Source organism: Streptomyces sp. NPDC046859 (genome assembly GCF_040645135.1).
Taxonomy (GTDB): domain Bacteria; phylum Actinomycetota; class Actinomycetes; order Streptomycetales; family Streptomycetaceae; genus Streptomyces.
Genome location: NZ_JBEYXR010000013.1, coordinates 98,807 through 113,330, shown reverse-complemented (window position 1 = coordinate 113,330; position 14,524 = coordinate 98,807). Strand labels below are relative to the sequence as shown.

The window sequence follows — 14,524 nt, the reverse complement described above, 5'->3', positions numbered from 1 at the left end:
GAGGCGTGCCGCCGCCACGGGCCGGTTCTCTTCGACACCTCTGAGGAGTACGTGAGATGGGACTGACCGCGAGGGTCCGCACGCGGGACGGATGGGCCGTGCCGCACGCGGTCGTCACGGTGACGGACATGGCCGGGGCGCAGGTGCTGCGGCTGGAGGCCGACCCGGAGGGCGCGGTCCGCGACGCGAACCCGCTGGCGCCGGGGGCGTACACCGTCGTCGTCACCGCCGTCGGCTACGCGCCGGCCGCCGCGAGCGCGCTCGTGACCGCGAGCGGTCGGGCGGAGGTCGGCACGGTCACGCTGGCCCGCCAGGGCGGCACGGAACTGCCTCCGCCCGGCCCGTGGACCGTCGACCCGGCGCACTCCACGGTCGCCGCGGTCGCGCAGCACCTGGGGATCTCCAGCGTGCACGGCCGGTTCACGCGGTTCTCCGGCGCCGTCGAGATCGCGCCGGACGACGTCACCAAGTCCCGCGTGGAGGCGGTGATCGAGGCCGCCTCGATCGACACCGGCAACGGCATGCGCGACGGGCACCTGCGGTCGCCGGACTTCCTTGACGTCGAGCGGCACCCGCGGATCGTCTACCGCTCGACGGGCGTCACGGCGGCCACCGGCACCGACCGCTGGACCGTGCACGGCGAGCTGGAGATGCGCGGGGTCGTACGTCCCGTGGACCTGGACCTGGCCTACCTCGGCACCGGCGCCGACCCGTGGGGCGGCACCCGCGCCGCGTTCCGGGCGACGGCCGAACTGCACCGGGACGACTTCGCCATGAACTACAACCAGGTCGTGCAGGCGGGCATCGCCGCGATCGGCACGACGCTGAGGGTGGAGCTCGACATCCAGGCCGTCCAGGGCGAGACACTCCCGGAAGCCTGACCACAGCAGGGACAGGCCCGACGGGCCGAAGCCCCCTAGGCTCGTCGCATGGCACCGAACATCGCGACCAACACCCACGTCTCCCTCGAAGAGTTGCTCGATTTCGTACGGCCCCGGCACCGGGCGCTGCTGCTGACCCGCCGGTCCGACGGCGGCCCGCAGGCCAGTCCGCTGACCTGCGGGGTGGACGACTCGGGACGGATCGTGGTCTCCACGTACCCGGAGCGGGCCAAGACGCGCAACGCCAAGCGGGACCCGCGGGTGAGCCTGGTCGTGCTCAGCGACGACTGGAACGGCCCCTGGGTGCAGATCGACGGGACCGCGGAGGTCGTCGACGCGCCGGACTCCGTGGAACCGCTCGTCGAGTACTACCGGAACATCGCCGGGGAGCACCCGGACTGGGACGAGTACCGGGCGGCGATGGTGAAGCAGGGCAAGTCGATCATCCGGGTCACCCCCGAGCGGTGGGGCCCGGTGGCGACGGGCGGTTTCCCGGCGCGGCTGGTCGAGGGCGACTGACCCTCAGCGTGTTCCCGGGCGGGACAGTCGACCGTCGGAGTCCTGGACGATGTCGGCGGCCCGGCAGCGAGGTGGCCGTGGACGTGGTCCGGCATCCGGTCGAGGGCGGCGCCGACCCGGCCGACCTCGGTGTGCGGGTCGGTCCCGGACTCGGGGACGCGTTAGCTGAGGTCGCGTACAGGGGAGTTCGGAGACCCGGGTGGCCGTGGCGGCGACCCGGCACAGGGGGCGGGTGGCCACGCCGGCGATGGCGGTGCCCGCGAGTCCGGCGGCCACGAGGGCGGCGGCGGTGACGAGGGCCTCGATGAGGACGGGGGTCCGCAGGGTGCCGGTGGCCGTCGCGGTCGGCACGGCCACGTAGGAGCCGCCGTCCAGACGGGTGACGTGCAGGGCCCGGTACTCGCCGAGGCCGGGCAGGGGCACGGTGTGGGGGCGCCCGTCGTCGGGGACGCCGGAGAGCGCGTCCTTCACGGCGTCGCCCAGTTCGATGGCGCGGCCCTCGAAGCCCGGGGACTCGCCCGGCCGGCGCTCGGCCATGACGGCCCGGGTGACCCGGGAGCGGGGCCGGACTCGGCGGCGACGGTGCCCGTCTGCACGGGCCCCTTGGGCCTTTCGTTTGGATCAGCCCGGCTGTGGCCGGCGGGACATGGTGACGTGTCCGAGCGGGGTCTGGTGCGTGCAGCTGCAAGGCGGAGGAGGGAGTCGACGCGGAGCGTCGGCGAGTGACGACAACGCCGCAGATGTGCGTGCCAGGCCCCGCGACGCCGGGATGATCCAAACGAAAGGCCCTTGGTGACGAAGCCCTCGATGCGGTCGCCGGTCGCCGGAAGGTCCCCGCCGCCCGGCTCGAACGGCACGGACAGCCGTTTGCCGGCGTCTTCGACCTGCCCGTACAGCTGGTCGTCCAGGCGTTCGCGCAGGGCGAGCGCGGTGACCGTGCCGATCATCGCGCACAGCTCGGCGATCACCACGCACAGCTCGGCGATCAGCGTCACAGGCGACGACGAGCCGGGACCGCGGCGTGCGCGGCCGGCCCGCCCGCCGCGTCCGCGACCGTCGCCGCCCGGTCACGACCCGGCCGGCTTGATCAGGTACCCGGCGCCGCGCCGTGTGTGGATCATCGGCTCCCGCCCGGCGTCGATCTTCCGGCGCAGGTAGGAGATGTAGAGCTCGACGACGTTGGCCTGGCCGCCGAAGTCGTACGACCACACGCGGTCGAGGATCTGCGCCTTGCTGAGCACGCGCCGCGGGTTGCGCATCAGGAAGCGCAGCAGCTCGAACTCGGTCGCGGTCAGGTGGATGCCCTGTCCCGCCCGCGTGACCTCGTGGCTGTCCTCGTCGAGGGTGAGGTCGCCGACGACCAGCACCGACTCGGCCCGCCGGTCGGCCGCGCCGGAGCGCCGGATGAGCCCCCGCAGCCGGGCGACGACCTCCTCCAGGCTGAACGGCTTGGTGACGTAGTCGTCCCCGCCCGCCGTGAGCCCGGCGATACGGTCCTCGACGGCGTCCCTCGCGGTCAGGAAGAGCACCGGCACGTCCGGCAGTTCCCGGCGCAGCCGCCCGAGGACGGTCAGCCCGTCCATGTCCGGCAGCATCATGTCGAGGACGACCGCGTCGGGCCGCAACTCGCGCGCGGCCTGCAGGGCGCCCGCGCCGTCCCTGGCGCTGCGGATCCGCCAGCCCTCGTAGCGCAGGGCCATGGACAGCAGTTCGGTGATCGACTGCTCGTCGTCCACCACCAGCACGCGGACGGGACTCCCGTCCGGCTTCAGCAGTTCGGAACGCCCCTGGGGCGAGGTCGTGGTCATGGGGCCCACCCTGTCGACGGCCCCTGAGAAGACGCTTTCCCCCATCTGTGAATCACCTGAAAACGCACAGGTTCCTCTCAGGCGGCACCTGGGCGCGGCCCGCGACCGTGCGCGGAGCCGGGACACGCCGGGCGGCGGGCACGTGCTGAGCCCGGGCGGGCGGGGCGGCGGGCACGTGCTGAGCCCGGGCGGGCGGGGCGGCGGGCACGTGCTGGGCCGTGGCCCCCTCAGAACGACCCGTCAGAAAGACCGGGCAGAAGGACGACCCGTCAGAACGAGCCGTCAGAACGAGCTGTCAGAACAGTCCGTCCTGCACGCTCCCCTCGTCCTCCCCGAACTCCACCAGCGGCACGGTCAGTTCGGTGTCCGCGTCCGCGGCCACCAGCTCCCACCCCGTCATCAGCCGTGTGTCGACGACCACCACCCCGCGGCCCGTCCGCAGATGCAGGTCCGGACCCGCGGCCGCCACCAGCTCCCCGCTCACCGCCCCGCCCGCGACGAGTTGGCCCACCGCGCCGGCCGCGGACGGCAGCCCGGCGAGCCCGAACACCCCCGCGTGGTCGACGGGCCAGCACGGCTCGGGGGACAGCGACTCGGGCCAGCCCTCGAGCGCCACCGCCCGGGCGTGCAACTCCTCCACCTCGGCCGCCCGCTCGGCCGCCGACCGGGGCAGCGCGGAGCGCACGGCCCGCTTGGCGGCGTACGGGACGCGGTCCGGCACGCCCAGGGCCGCCCGCAGCAGCTCCTCGGTGCGCCGGGCCGCCATCAACGGGCCGGCGCCCAGCCAGCTGAAGCAGACCGCCCCCTGCTCCAGCAGACGCGCCGGGCCCCGCTCGACGGCGGTGATGCCGACCTTGGTCATGCCCGGCCCGAACCAGGCCAGATATACGCGGTACGGCCGCGGGTCGTCGGCCAGGGTGTCCGCGGCGACCGAGTGCGCCCGGTCCAGCCGCGCGCACTCCTCGCACCGCGCCCCGGTGCCGCGCCCCGGCACGGCCGCGCGTGCCGGACAGGGATGCCGCCGGGCTCCCACACATCTCCGCACTCCCCCGTCCGCGACCGCGAACGCCACCCGTTTCCCCCAGGTCAGCGCGGACCGCCGGCCGCCGTCCCAGACCAGCTCGGGCCCGTCCGACGACCACCGCAGTCCCGAGCATCTCCATGCCTGTGCCATCACCGTCGAGAGTAGGGGGCGGCACCGACAACGCGGCCGGACCGAGGGAGCCCTCGGGGTCCTACCGCTCCGCCCCGACGGCGACGGGCTCCCGTTCCACGGCCGCCCCGCCCACCGGCGCCGGCGCCCCGGCCGTACGCAGTCCACGCCCGGCCAGCCGGCATCCCCAGCCATTCGGGTGCCCTTCCCGCGCGCTCAGGTCACGCACGCGCATCCCCCACTGGCCGCGCGGCCGGATCCCCGACGGCTTGCCCCAGCCGGTCAGATGGAGAACCCAGGTCACGAGGACGCTCGTCACCGTGACGGCGAGCCCTCCCACGATCAGCGGGGCCGAGGCGACGCAGATCCCCGCGCCCAGCACCGAACATCCGACGGTGGCGACGGCGATGAAGGCCGGCGACGACCTGCTCGGCGCCGGGCCACCGGGCTCGCGCAGACGTACATCGACGAACTCCGGGAGCACGACGAGGCCTGAGCGCGCCCATCACAAGACAGTCACACTGTTCACACCCCCTTCACACTCCGGCTCGCGGAGCCTTACCGTCACCCCATCCGTATCGCTCTGGGGGGACGAGATGGCCAACCCGTACAACGCACCGACGCCACCGGCACCCCGCCCGCCGGACACCCGCCCCCTCCGCCGGCGCAAGCGCGTCTGGCTCGGCGGCTCGGGTCTCTTCCTGGCGGGCCTCCTGGTCGCCGCCCCGGGGAACGGCGACGAGCAGCAGCCCGTCCAGACGAAGGTGAAGGCGGCGCCGACCGTCACGGCGACCGTGACGACCACGCCCGAGCCCGGTCCGACGGTCACCGAGACGGTCAAGGCCAAGGCCAGGCCCGGCCCCACGGTCACGGTCACGAGGACGGCCACCGTGGCGGCGGCCGGCACGGACAGCGGCAGCGGCGGCGGCGGGAACAGCACCGGCACCTGCTCGATCGTCTCCAACTCGGGCAACTGCTACTCGGCGGGCCAGTTCTGCCGCAATAGCGACCACGGCGCCACCACGACGACCGCGAGTGGCGCCCGGATCAGATGCGTGTACAGCGGGAACGCGTGGCGCTGGAAGTACGCCTGACGGGACGGAGGCCGCCACACGCCGGCCGTCTCGCCCCGGTCAGACGGTCCTGACGACGGTGCCGGCGCTTTCGAGCGCGGCCACCTCGCCGGCGGGTGCCGTGCCGTCGGTCACGAGGGTGTGCAGGACGGTGGAGGGGCCGACGTACGCGTAGGCGGTGCGGCCGAGCTTGCCGCCGTCCGAGGCGACGACGACGCGGCGGGCGGAGGCGATGCCCGCCTTCTTCACCGCGGCGTCGTCGAGGTCGTAGGCGGTCAGGCCGTCGGCCGCGCTCAGCCCGCAGCAGCCGATGACGGCGGTGTCGAAGCGCAGGGCAGCCAGGGAGGCGAGGGTGAGGGGGCCGGTGAGGGCACCCTCGGCGGCGCGGGGCTGCCCGCCGGGCACCACCAGCGTGGCCGGGCCGGGCGCCTCGCCGAACAGGTGGATGGCCTGGAGGGACAGGGGCATCACGGTGACGGGCCGTTCGCGCAGGAGCCGGGCGACCTCCAGACAGGTGGTGCCGCTGTCCAGCACGACGCTCTCGCCGTCGGCGACGAGGGCGGAGACCTCGGCGGCGATCCGGCGCTTGGCGTCGACCGCCTCGTGGGCGCGCAGCGCGAACGGCGGCTCCTCGCCGCGGAGGAGCAGGGTGCGGGCGCCGCCGCGGACCCGTTCGAGGACGCCCTGCGCGGCCAGGGTGTCGAGGTCGCGCCGGATGGTCATCTCCGAGGCGCCGGTCAGCTCGGCGAGCTCCTGGACCGTGGCACCGCCGGAGTCCCTGACGGCCTTCGCGATCAGCCCGTGCCGGTCTGCGTTGCTCATACGGGGATTGAACACCACCCGGAAACGCACACGCAATGCGTTCGTTGGAGGCTCTTTCAAACACAAGACATGTTCGTTACCGTGGCGAGCCATGGAACGCTCGCTTCTCGGCGCCCGTGTGGCGACCTATGTCTACTTCGTCCTCTGCGGCACGCTGATGGGCGCCTGGGTGGTGCACATCCCCGCCGTCGAGGAGCGGGTGGGCGTCAGCCACGCGACGCTGGGCGGCCTGCTGGTGCTGCTCGGACTCGGCGCCTTCGCCGGGATGCAGGTGGCCGGACCGCTGACCGACCGCCTCGGCGCGCGCGTCGTCGTGCCCGCCACCGGCGTGCTGTGCGGCGCGGCCCTGGTGCTGCCGGGTCTCGCCCACGATCCGTGGACGCTGGCGGGCGCCCTGCTGGTCTTCGGGTTCTGCAACGGCGGTCTGGACGTGAGCATGAACGCCCACGCCGTGCACGTGGAGAAGGCGTACGGCCGCCCCGTGATGTCGGGCTTCCACGCCACGTTCTCCGTCGGCGGGGTGCTCGCCGCGCTCGTGGCGGCGGGGGCGACCGCCGCCGGTGCCGGCCCGGTCGTGACCCTGGCCGGTGTCGGAGCGGTGAGCATCGTGATCGCCCTGGCCTCGGCGCGCGTCCTGATGCCGGCCGGCCCCGCCGCCGGGGAGACGGGCGCCGGGGATGCCGCGCGGGAGTCGTCACCGGCCGCCGGACGCCGGGGCACCGCGGGGCTCGTCTGGCTCCTCGCCGTCCTGGCGCTGATGGTCATGCTGTGCGAGGGCGCCGCCAACGACTGGAGCGCCCTGCACCTGAAGGACGTCCTCGGGGCGTCGACCAGTACGGCCGCCTTCGCCTACGGCACGTTCGCGGCGGCCATGACCACCGGCCGGCTGCTGGCCGACCGGCTCGGCGCCCGGTTCGGCTCCATGGCGATCCTGCGGCACGGCGCGGCCATGGCCGCCGTCGGCATCACGCTCGTGGCCCTCGGGCCGTGGCTGTGGACCGCGTTCGCGGGCTGGGCCCTGTTCGGTCTGGGCCTGTCCGGCTGTGTCCCGCAGTTGTTCAGCGCGGCCGGCCACGCCGACCCCGCGGCGGCCGGCGCGAACGTGTCCCGTGTCGCCGGGCTCGGCTATGTCGGCATGCTCGCCGGCCCCGCCGTCATCGGCTGGCTGACCCACGTCGTCGCCCTGAACCACGCCTTCGTCCTGCTGACCCTGCTGTGCGTGACGACGGCCGTGGGCGCCGGGGTCCTGCGTACGGGCTCCACCCCCACCCCCCGGTCCGAGATGGCGGGCACCGGCCACTGACCGCTTGTGCGGCACGGTCCTGACCCCCGTGCCGCACAAGCCACCGACGTCCGGCCCGCCGGCCGGGGCGGCGTCACGGATGGAACCGCCACCGCCCCTCGGAGACGACGTCCACCTCTCCGTCCCTGACGCGCACGGCCGTGTCGTCGTCGATGAAGTAGACCGGGAAGTCCGCCCGCGCGGCGATGCGGTCGGCCCAGGCGTCGTCCCGCTCGGGGAAGTCCGGTGAGTACAGGTGGGGCTTGAGGTACCAGTCGAAGAGCCCGAACGGCGGCTCCAGGGTGGTCGCCCCCAGCACACGGAGATCCGCGGTGTCCCCGATGACGTCGGCCGAGTGCTCGTCCAGATGCCGGCTGAAGATCATCGACCCGGCGCTGAACCCCACGTACACCCGGCTCTCCAGCGCCTCCAGGAAGCCGTCGGCCAGCCCGTTGCCGGTGATGCTGCGCGCGAGGTGGTAGTGGTTGCCGCCCCCGACGTGGACGACGTCGGCGTGGAGCAGCCGGTCGAGCACCATCCGCGGAGGCAGACCGTTCAGCTCCAGGACGTCGAACTCCCGCCAGCCGAGGGCGTGCACCCGGTTCATGTCGGCGAGGAGCCACCCGTGGTCCCCGGACTCGGCGACCGACGCCGTGGGGACGTACACGACGTTCGCCGCCTCGAAAGGCTTGCCCAGCATGTCCCGCAGGGCATCCCGCAACGTCTCGTTCCGCAGGCCACCGGCCGTCAACAGACATCTCATCACGCGAGCCAAGCACGACGCCCCGGACGGGGGCAACGAACGCCGGCCGCCGACGCAGGGCGTCCGTGACCCAGGAGGGGGCTACCGGGCGTGACAGCCGGAACAGTGATCACGGCTTCTGACACCGGCCAGCGGAACTGTGCGCTGTGAAACGCAAGAGGCCCCGGAGTGATCCGGGGCCTCTTGTCCATGTGCACTCGGCAGGATTCGAACCTGCAACCTTCTGATCCGTAGCTCTAGAGAGATGGGTCGGAGACGGTCATACAGGTTGCGTTCTGGCCTCAAGGGGGCGCTACGGGGTGGGGCCGGTTGCTGTGGTTGCTGTATCCGTCTGCTGTACAGCAGGATTCAGGTGGGGGTGACGGGCGTGGAGCGAGAACGACTCGAACGATTGCTGGTCGGTAGCGATGAGGCGTCTGTAGCCGCTCTGGTGGCGCTCCGCCGCGGCGGCTCCTACGTGGTCTGGGACGGGGCTACGTCGGCCCAGTCGCTCGCCCTTGTCTATGGCGGCTCACGCGTCGTCGAGGCATCGAGACCACGAACTTGGAACGCGCCGTGGAGTTGCTCGGTCGGCATCAGCAGTCGGTTCGCATAGGGCAGATCAGGACTGCCGATGGCTTGTGGACGTTCATGCTGTTCCTCACCGATGACGGCAGCAGGCTGATCGCGTGCACTGGCGTGCGGCAGACCCAGGTCTGAGCCCCGGCGGCGACAGTCAGCCCCGATGGCGGATGCGTCAACCGATCAGGCGCGCATGTGTAGCGCTGCCCCCACTGTCATGAGCCACGCTGCTCGATCGGCGTCTGTCAGAGCAGGCTGCGACGGCGGAACCGCGGTGATCAGACACTGCGCGGCGACTTCTTCGTCCCGAAGTTCATGTGCCGCACTCCTCACATGGGTCTACCTTCGCCGCGGGACTGCCTTCTTCGCGGGTGCCTTCTTTGCGGGTGCCTTCTTCGCGGGTGCCTTCTTCGCGGGCGGCTTCTTCTCCGGCGCCTTCTTCGCGGGTGCCTTCTTCGCGGGCGCCTTCCTCTCCGGCGCCTTCTTCGCGGGCGGCTTCTTCGCGGGTGCCTTCTTCTCCGGCGGCTTCTTCGCGGGTGCCTTCTTCGCGGGCGCCTTCTTCTCCGGCGGCTTCTTCTCCGGCGGCTTCTTCGCGGGCGGCTTCTTCGCGGGCGGCTTCTTCGCGGGCGGCTTCTTCTCCGGCGGCTTCTTCCCCGGCGGCTTCTTCTCCGGCGGCTTCTTCGCGGGTGCCTTCTTCTCCGGCGGCTTCTTCGCGGGCGCCTTCTTCTCCGGCGGCTTCTTCGCGGGCGCCTTCTTCGCGGGTGCCTTCTTCTCCGGCGGCTTCCTCTCCGGCGCCCTCCTCTCCGGCGCCCTCCTCTCCGGCGCCTTCCTCTCCGGCGGCTTCTTCTCCGGCGCCTTCCTCTCCGGCGGCTTCTTCTCCGGCGCCCTCCTCTCCGGCGCCCTCCTCTCCGGCGGCTTCTTCTCCGGCGCCCTCCTCTCCGGCGCCTCTTCCTCTTCCTCCTCCTCCCACTCTTCCTCCGGCTCTTCTTCCTCCGTCTCTTCTTCCTCGGGCTCCTCCTCTTCCTCTTCCTCTTCCTCCGGTTCCTCCTCTTCCTCCGGCCTCCTCTTCCGCCTTCTCCCTTCCTCCGGCTCTTCCTCTTCCTCCCCCTCTTCTTCCTCCTCTTCGTCCTCCGGCTCCTCCTCTTCTTCCTCCGTCTCTTCATCCTCGGGCTCCTCCTCTTCTTCCTCCGGCTCCTCCTCTTCGTCCTCCGGCTCCTCCTCTTCCTCCGGCTCTTCCTCTTCCTCTTCCTCTTCCTCTTCCTCCGGCTCTTCCTCTTCCTCCGGCCTCCTCTTCCGCCTTCTCCCTTCCTCCGGCTCTTCCTCTTCCTCTTCCTCCGGCTCTTCTTCCTCCTCTTCTTCCTCCGGCTCTTCCTCTTCCTCTTCCTCCGGCTCCTCCTCCTCCGGCTCCTCCCTTTCCGGTTTCTCTCCCTCTTCGTCCTTGCTGCCGAGGCGGGCGGTACGTTCATGGAGTGAGTCGGCAAGTGCAGAGAGTTTACGGTCGGCGACCGCACCCATAGCCTGACGTCCGGCCTCGAATATCTCACCGCGTAGTTGCTCGCCGAGCTCGGCAACCTGAGGGGTTTCACGTAGCTTCTTGACCGCCTCCGTCAGCAGTTGCTGCGGTTCCAACCCCAATCGGCGGCCGGCCATGTAGGCCGCAAGTGCGAAGGCGCGCCGCCCTTTCTTCTTCCGGCCGAGCACATACCCCCCGGCAACCGCGGCGGCAAGAGCTGACTTGGGCATATCGGGCATCAGATTTCCCTTCAAAGGGTTGCCACATATGGCCATGCCTTGGGCGCGTGCCGACCGCACAAGGGCCCTGGCACTGGCGAATGAACGAAGACGCAGCAGACGGCGGCCGCTCTGTTCCGCCCCTTCCAAGTCTGGGCCGCAATTCCATCAGCCGCACGTGGAGAGCAAGACGCCACGGACGAGCTGCGAGTCACTCGTCGCACCAAGGCTCGCCGGCCCGCCGGTCGCCTGAGACGGATGGTGCAGTTCTCAGCGCGCCGAACCACCTCGCCGGCCCATCGCACGCCCTCTTCATCGGGCTCGGTGACCACGATGTCCCCGCAGGCGATGCCTCGGACGAACCAGGGGATGTTGTCGAGCCGTGCGGTGCCGTCGCCCTGGTCGACCGCCCACAGGCTCTCTACCGACGCCGTGGGCCAGTCGTCCGCGATCTCAAGCCGGAAGTGCACTTGCACGTACGGGCCCTCGGGGTTCGTCATGGTGCCCAGGACGCACAGTCCTGCCACACCGGCCGAGAGTGGGTGACCGGAGACGTCTACTCAGGGTTGAGTTGGACATGAGTCGTAGCCCTACACCGGACACCGCCGCTTTGTAAGGCGGTGTCTTGGGCCGGTGTGGCTCCCGCCTGCGCCGACCATGCCGGAGCCAGACAGAGAATCGCAGTCCACTACACAAGGTAGCTAGCGCGTGCCATGATTGCTGGAATCGCGATCAAGTGTTGGGGAGCTGAGTGCACTTCGGGGCGGGCTGGCGTGCATGACTGCGATGAAAAATGGGTGGGCGGGTACATGACGCAAGTTCCACTGGTTGGAATGGGAACCATTAATCTTGAGTTCATCTGGAAGTGGTGAACCAAGTCTCCCACGTGCGCCGCTTCAGTGTCTTCCGCCTTCTGACTAGCGAAGATCCGGCGACTAGTTGTCATCATCTGTCAACGTCGGTTCACCTCGCACGGCCCACAGACGGCCCAGGACTCTCGCCGCAGGCTCCTACTCCTCACCGTCTCCACCACCGCGCCGACGTTGTCAGCCAATCGACTCCCTCCCGAGGAACCGCAAAGCCTCGCCGCGGACGCCAGGGTCCTCGTCGGCTGTGAGTGCTTCGAGTTGCTGCACGAACTGGTCCAGGTGGCCATCGGCGATCATCCAGCTTTGATGGTTGAACACCTCCCCGTCGAGCTGGTCAGCAGTCCACCACGCCTCAGCCCGTGACAGCGCCGCAAGAACGGTGCGCAGACCAACAAGATCCCGTCGTTGCAGCAGTGCCTCCGCCGTTTCTTGCGTGACTCCAGTGTCGTGAGGGTCCAACAGAAGCCGTTCAAGGACCGGCGCGACTTCTTCTCGACCTGCACTCGTCGCAAGCTGTCTGCCTGCGGCAGCTCTGCGAGACCATGACTCCGACTCGGCGTCGCGGAGCGCTGCCATGAATCCGCCTGCCCTTTGCTCCTGGCTCACGCAGCCATGTTGCCTTCCCCTGCGCCGCGTGCCTACTTCGGTTCCAAGGTCGACTCTGGTTGGTGCCGGGCCAGCGTCCCCCAACCTCAACACCCCCAGCTCCCATCCCGTCCGCCGTCGACCCACACACCGTGGAGCGGGCGTGGTTCATGGCGTCCAGGTGGAGCGCGCCACTGTACGAACGACCTGGACGCCATGGGCCGCGTCTGCTCGGCTCTGCCTGGGTCGATGGCGGACGGGATGGGAGCTCCCCACGTACACCACTACGGGCCCGCAGTCGGCGACGGCGCCCCCTCCGTCCCGGTGCCGGCCGATCCCCCGCCGGAGGCATTGCCTTGACCGCGGGCCGCTCTCTGCGGTGATCGACTCATGGCCACCGGCCCTATCCACATGTGGGCGCGCGTCGGCGCAGCGCGGGCGGAGCGGGCCGAAGGCAGGAGCGGCGCCCGCAGCGGAGCCGGAAAGCGCGCCCGGCGGAGTGGCCCAGCGCATCCTGCGGCACTCACAGATCGCCATGACGATGGAGGTCTACGCCGAAGCGAGCGAGGAGGAGGTGCGGGCCGCGATCGGCAAGCTGTCGGACGCGATGGGCGGCACCGGCTGACGCGGTTGCTGTACTTCGGTGCTGTACGACCGTGAAACGCAAGAGGCCCCGGATCTCTCCGGGGCCTCTCGCCTGTGTGCACTCGGCAGGATTCGAACCTGCAACCTTCTGATCCGTAGGCGCGTTCGCCCCTGAAACACGAGGCGTCGACCAGCCATTCAGTGCCGTGATTCCCCAGTCACGAGACGGTGTTGGTACTCAGTTGTTTCCCGGTGTACGTGACTGTTGATGTCAGGCGTTGATGTCAGGGCGTCGTTCCGTTGTCGCTGGTCAGGCCGTCGTTTGACGCTGCGTCCCCCCGCTGGTGCGGCACTTCGACACCCGTTGTTGCATCCACCTCGGGGCCGACCGGCAGGAGGTCATGTGGCAGGACTACATGACCGGACCGGCGTTGTGCGAGCCACCCCGAGCGCCTATGGGCCGGGGCTTCAGTGCGTACGTGCTCGAAGCCCAACCGTTCGTAGTAGTGGTGCAGCCCGGTGTTCGTCCGCCACGTGTCGATGCGTACCCACGTACGCCCTTCCAGGGCGGCAAGACGGGACATCCAGTCGATGAGCCGCGTTCCTAGCTGTCGACCCGACGCTTCGCGGGCAACGATCAGCTTGTACAGGTACAGCGCTGTTTCGGGGCGGTCGGCATCCGTCCAGAAGTCTCGATCGACGGGACCACGGCTGACGGTGGCGAGCACTTCGTCACGTTCGCCAACAACGACCCATGCGCGTCCCTCGTCTATGCTCGCGCGCCACTTGGAGATGGCGCGTTCGCCGGTCTCTGGGTCACTCCACTGGTCGGTGCCTTTGGTCCGTAGCCACCCTTCGGCCTCTGCGCGTAGGGCCATGAGGGCGGGTACGTCCTCCGCTGCTGCGGGGCGGAGGTACTCAGTCCGTACTGACTTCATAGAGGATCTTGTGCCTGTCTCCGGGGAGGATGGTGACCATGCAGCGCAGGGGGCGATCGTCCGCGCCATAGCCCGTTCGGGTGTGTTCTGCGACTGGAGTTGCTGCGGGAAGGCCAAGCTGTTCCGCTTCCTGGTGAGTGGGCATACGGACTGAGATTTCGTCCACGTACTTGGCTTGCACGAGTCCCACGGAGGCGAGGATGCCGCCGGGTGCGGAGACGTCTCGTGGCTCCATCAAGGGCGTACCGACCACGAGGTCCTGTGGGAAGTACGAATCGGCCAGGGCATAGGGCCGGTTGTCTATGTACCGGACGCGTTTACGTGCAACGGCAAGACCGTCTACGGGGAGTTGCAACCGTTCACGGACATGCGGCGGAGGCTCCACGATGGAGACCGTGATGTCCTGGCGTGGAGCGTTGCCGTTCTCCGCGATCACGCTTGCCCACTGGTCGCCCGCCGTGCGCCCTTCAACCGCGTTTGCATGGCGGCTCCGACTCTCCAGCGTCGTCCAGTTCCAGACGACTGGCGGGTAGTCCTCGCGGACGTACTTGCCCTGACCCTGCCCAGTGACGACCAGGCCTTCCTCAATCAACAGACGCACGCCGGCACGAATCGTCTCGCGACTGTAGCCGTACTGGCTCATCATCTTGGATTCGCTGGGCAGGGCCTCACCGGCCGTCAACCTGCCGGACTGAATCTGTTCCCGCAGGTCATAGGCGATTTCCTGCGCCTTCGTCATACCGCGTCGCACTGCCAAGGCAACCCCTCTACTCCGACTCCTCCGTACAAGTTAGACCAGGGGGCTTGACTCTCCAAGCCCAACTCGTGCAATCTCTTGCTACGGCACTCCTCCAGACAAGCCGGACGGGGTGTCACGTACGGTTTTGCCGTACAGGTATGCCCGGAGGAAAGTCCCCAGCTCATTGGGGGTGAGTACGAAGGAAGCGTCAGCAC

At 70.1% G+C, this 14,524-nt stretch carries 13 protein-coding genes and 5 pseudogenes; 6 read left to right on the top strand and 12 right to left on the bottom strand.

Annotated elements, in window-relative coordinates:
- The first annotated feature begins 56 nt into the window (after positions 1–56).
- Together ABZ899_RS20670 and ABZ899_RS20665 are read left to right on the top strand one after the other, a co-directional pair.
- On the top strand, positions 57–881 hold the full coding sequence (locus ABZ899_RS20670; protein ID WP_361348019.1) for a YceI family protein: 825 nt from the start codon (positions 57–59) through the stop codon (positions 879–881).
- Positions 882–929: 48 nt separating this feature from the next.
- Positions 930–1,400 carry a PPOX class F420-dependent oxidoreductase gene (locus ABZ899_RS20665; protein ID WP_361348016.1) on the top strand — a complete coding sequence of 157 codons (471 nt, stop codon included), beginning with the start codon at positions 930–932 and terminating at the stop codon, positions 1,398–1,400.
- A 62-nt stretch (positions 1,401–1,462) separates the two neighbouring features.
- Here the strand turns inward: ABZ899_RS20665 and ABZ899_RS20660 are convergent.
- The 5 genes and pseudogenes from ABZ899_RS20660 to ABZ899_RS20640 form a co-directional block, all read right to left on the bottom strand.
- A pseudogene (locus ABZ899_RS20660) lies at positions 1,463–1,862 on the bottom strand (two-component sensor histidine kinase); the annotation flags it as partial.
- A 5-nt stretch (positions 1,863–1,867) separates the two neighbouring features.
- The gene (locus tag ABZ899_RS20655; protein ID WP_361348013.1) at positions 1,868–2,395 is read right to left on the bottom strand and encodes a hypothetical protein; all 528 of its coding nucleotides are present in this window, start codon (positions 2,393–2,395) and stop codon (positions 1,868–1,870) included.
- Between the two features lie 72 nt (positions 2,396–2,467).
- Complete coding sequence (locus ABZ899_RS20650; RefSeq protein ID WP_361348010.1) at positions 2,468–3,208, bottom strand: response regulator transcription factor; 741 nt, start codon at positions 3,206–3,208, stop codon at positions 2,468–2,470.
- 295 nt (positions 3,209–3,503) lie between these two features.
- The gene (locus ABZ899_RS20645) at positions 3,504–4,382 is read right to left on the bottom strand and encodes a DUF2797 domain-containing protein (RefSeq protein WP_361348007.1); all 879 of its coding nucleotides are present in this window, start codon (positions 4,380–4,382) and stop codon (positions 3,504–3,506) included.
- Between the two features lie 61 nt (positions 4,383–4,443).
- On the bottom strand, positions 4,444–4,818 hold the full coding sequence (locus ABZ899_RS20640; RefSeq protein WP_361348237.1) for an HGxxPAAW family protein: 375 nt from the start codon (positions 4,816–4,818) through the stop codon (positions 4,444–4,446).
- Between the two features lie 139 nt (positions 4,819–4,957).
- Here ABZ899_RS20640 and ABZ899_RS20635 point away from each other — a divergent pair, with 139 nt between their 5' ends.
- Entirely contained in the window at positions 4,958–5,455 is a 498-nt protein-coding gene (locus ABZ899_RS20635; protein ID WP_361348004.1) for a hypothetical protein, read from the top strand.
- A gap of 39 nt (positions 5,456–5,494) precedes the next feature.
- Here ABZ899_RS20635 and ABZ899_RS20630 read toward each other — a convergent pair whose 3' ends face one another.
- On the bottom strand, positions 5,495–6,256 hold the full coding sequence (locus ABZ899_RS20630; protein WP_361348001.1) for a DeoR/GlpR family DNA-binding transcription regulator: 762 nt from the start codon (positions 6,254–6,256) through the stop codon (positions 5,495–5,497).
- Between the two features lie 91 nt (positions 6,257–6,347).
- Between ABZ899_RS20630 and ABZ899_RS20625 the strand changes: the two genes are divergently transcribed.
- Positions 6,348–7,559 carry an MFS transporter gene (locus ABZ899_RS20625; RefSeq protein WP_361347998.1) on the top strand — a complete coding sequence of 404 codons (1,212 nt, stop codon included), beginning with the start codon at positions 6,348–6,350 and terminating at the stop codon, positions 7,557–7,559.
- A 73-nt stretch (positions 7,560–7,632) separates the two neighbouring features.
- On the opposite strand, the gene ABZ899_RS20620 is transcribed toward ABZ899_RS20625, so the two are convergent.
- Positions 7,633–8,301 carry a Type 1 glutamine amidotransferase-like domain-containing protein gene (locus ABZ899_RS20620; RefSeq protein WP_361347995.1) on the bottom strand — a complete coding sequence of 223 codons (669 nt, stop codon included), beginning with the start codon at positions 8,299–8,301 and terminating at the stop codon, positions 7,633–7,635.
- 900 nt (positions 8,302–9,201) lie between these two features.
- Positions 9,202–9,576 (bottom strand): annotated as a pseudogene (locus tag ABZ899_RS20615) (histone H1-like repetitive region-containing protein); the annotation flags it as partial.
- 94 nt (positions 9,577–9,670) lie between these two features.
- On the opposite strand from ABZ899_RS20615, the pseudogene ABZ899_RS20610 reads away from it, so the two are divergent.
- Positions 9,671–10,384 (top strand): annotated as a pseudogene (locus tag ABZ899_RS20610) (pentapeptide repeat-containing protein); the annotation flags it as partial.
- A gap of 460 nt (positions 10,385–10,844) precedes the next feature.
- Here the strand turns inward: ABZ899_RS20610 and ABZ899_RS20605 are convergent.
- A pseudogene (locus ABZ899_RS20605) lies at positions 10,845–11,093 on the bottom strand (DUF4265 domain-containing protein); the annotation flags it as partial.
- Between the two features lie 546 nt (positions 11,094–11,639).
- Positions 11,640–12,068: a hypothetical protein gene (locus ABZ899_RS20600; protein WP_361347992.1), complete on the bottom strand. Its 429-nt coding sequence runs from the start codon at positions 12,066–12,068 to the stop codon at positions 11,640–11,642.
- 478 nt (positions 12,069–12,546) lie between these two features.
- Here ABZ899_RS20600 and ABZ899_RS20595 point away from each other — a divergent pair.
- Positions 12,547–12,672 (top strand): annotated as a pseudogene (locus ABZ899_RS20595) (site-specific integrase); the annotation flags it as partial.
- 244 nt (positions 12,673–12,916) lie between these two features.
- Here ABZ899_RS20595 and ABZ899_RS20590 read toward each other — a convergent pair.
- On the bottom strand, positions 12,917–13,510 hold the full coding sequence (locus tag ABZ899_RS20590) for a GNAT family N-acetyltransferase (RefSeq protein ID WP_361347989.1): 594 nt from the start codon (positions 13,508–13,510) through the stop codon (positions 12,917–12,919).
- A 40-nt stretch (positions 13,511–13,550) separates the two neighbouring features.
- Positions 13,551–14,309: a GntR family transcriptional regulator gene (locus ABZ899_RS20585; protein ID WP_361347986.1), complete on the bottom strand. Its 759-nt coding sequence runs from the start codon at positions 14,307–14,309 to the stop codon at positions 13,551–13,553.
- Positions 14,310–14,524: the final 215 nt, after the last annotated feature.

What these genes read in the sequence shown, in the direction of transcription:
- ABZ899_RS20670 (WP_361348019.1), top strand. Translation starts at nt 57, where the DNA reads ATGGGACTGACCGCGAGGGTCCGCACGCGGGACGGATGGGCCGTGCCG.
- ABZ899_RS20665 (WP_361348016.1), top strand. Translation starts at nt 930, where the DNA reads ATGGCACCGAACATCGCGACCAACACCCACGTCTCCCTCGAAGAGTTG.
- ABZ899_RS20650 (WP_361348010.1), bottom strand. Translation starts at nt 3,208, where the DNA reads ATGACCACGACCTCGCCCCAGGGGCGTTCCGAACTGCTGAAGCCGGAC.
- ABZ899_RS20645 (WP_361348007.1), bottom strand. Translation starts at nt 4,382, where the DNA reads ATGGCACAGGCATGGAGATGCTCGGGACTGCGGTGGTCGTCGGACGGG.
- ABZ899_RS20635 (WP_361348004.1), top strand. Translation starts at nt 4,958, where the DNA reads ATGGCCAACCCGTACAACGCACCGACGCCACCGGCACCCCGCCCGCCG.
- ABZ899_RS20630 (WP_361348001.1), bottom strand. Translation starts at nt 6,256, where the DNA reads ATGAGCAACGCAGACCGGCACGGGCTGATCGCGAAGGCCGTCAGGGAC.
- ABZ899_RS20625 (WP_361347998.1), top strand. Translation starts at nt 6,348, where the DNA reads ATGGAACGCTCGCTTCTCGGCGCCCGTGTGGCGACCTATGTCTACTTC.
- ABZ899_RS20620 (WP_361347995.1), bottom strand. Translation starts at nt 8,301, where the DNA reads ATGAGATGTCTGTTGACGGCCGGTGGCCTGCGGAACGAGACGTTGCGG.
- ABZ899_RS20590 (WP_361347989.1), bottom strand. Translation starts at nt 13,510, where the DNA reads ATGGCCCTACGCGCAGAGGCCGAAGGGTGGCTACGGACCAAAGGCACC.
- ABZ899_RS20585 (WP_361347986.1), bottom strand. Translation starts at nt 14,309, where the DNA reads ATGACGAAGGCGCAGGAAATCGCCTATGACCTGCGGGAACAGATTCAG.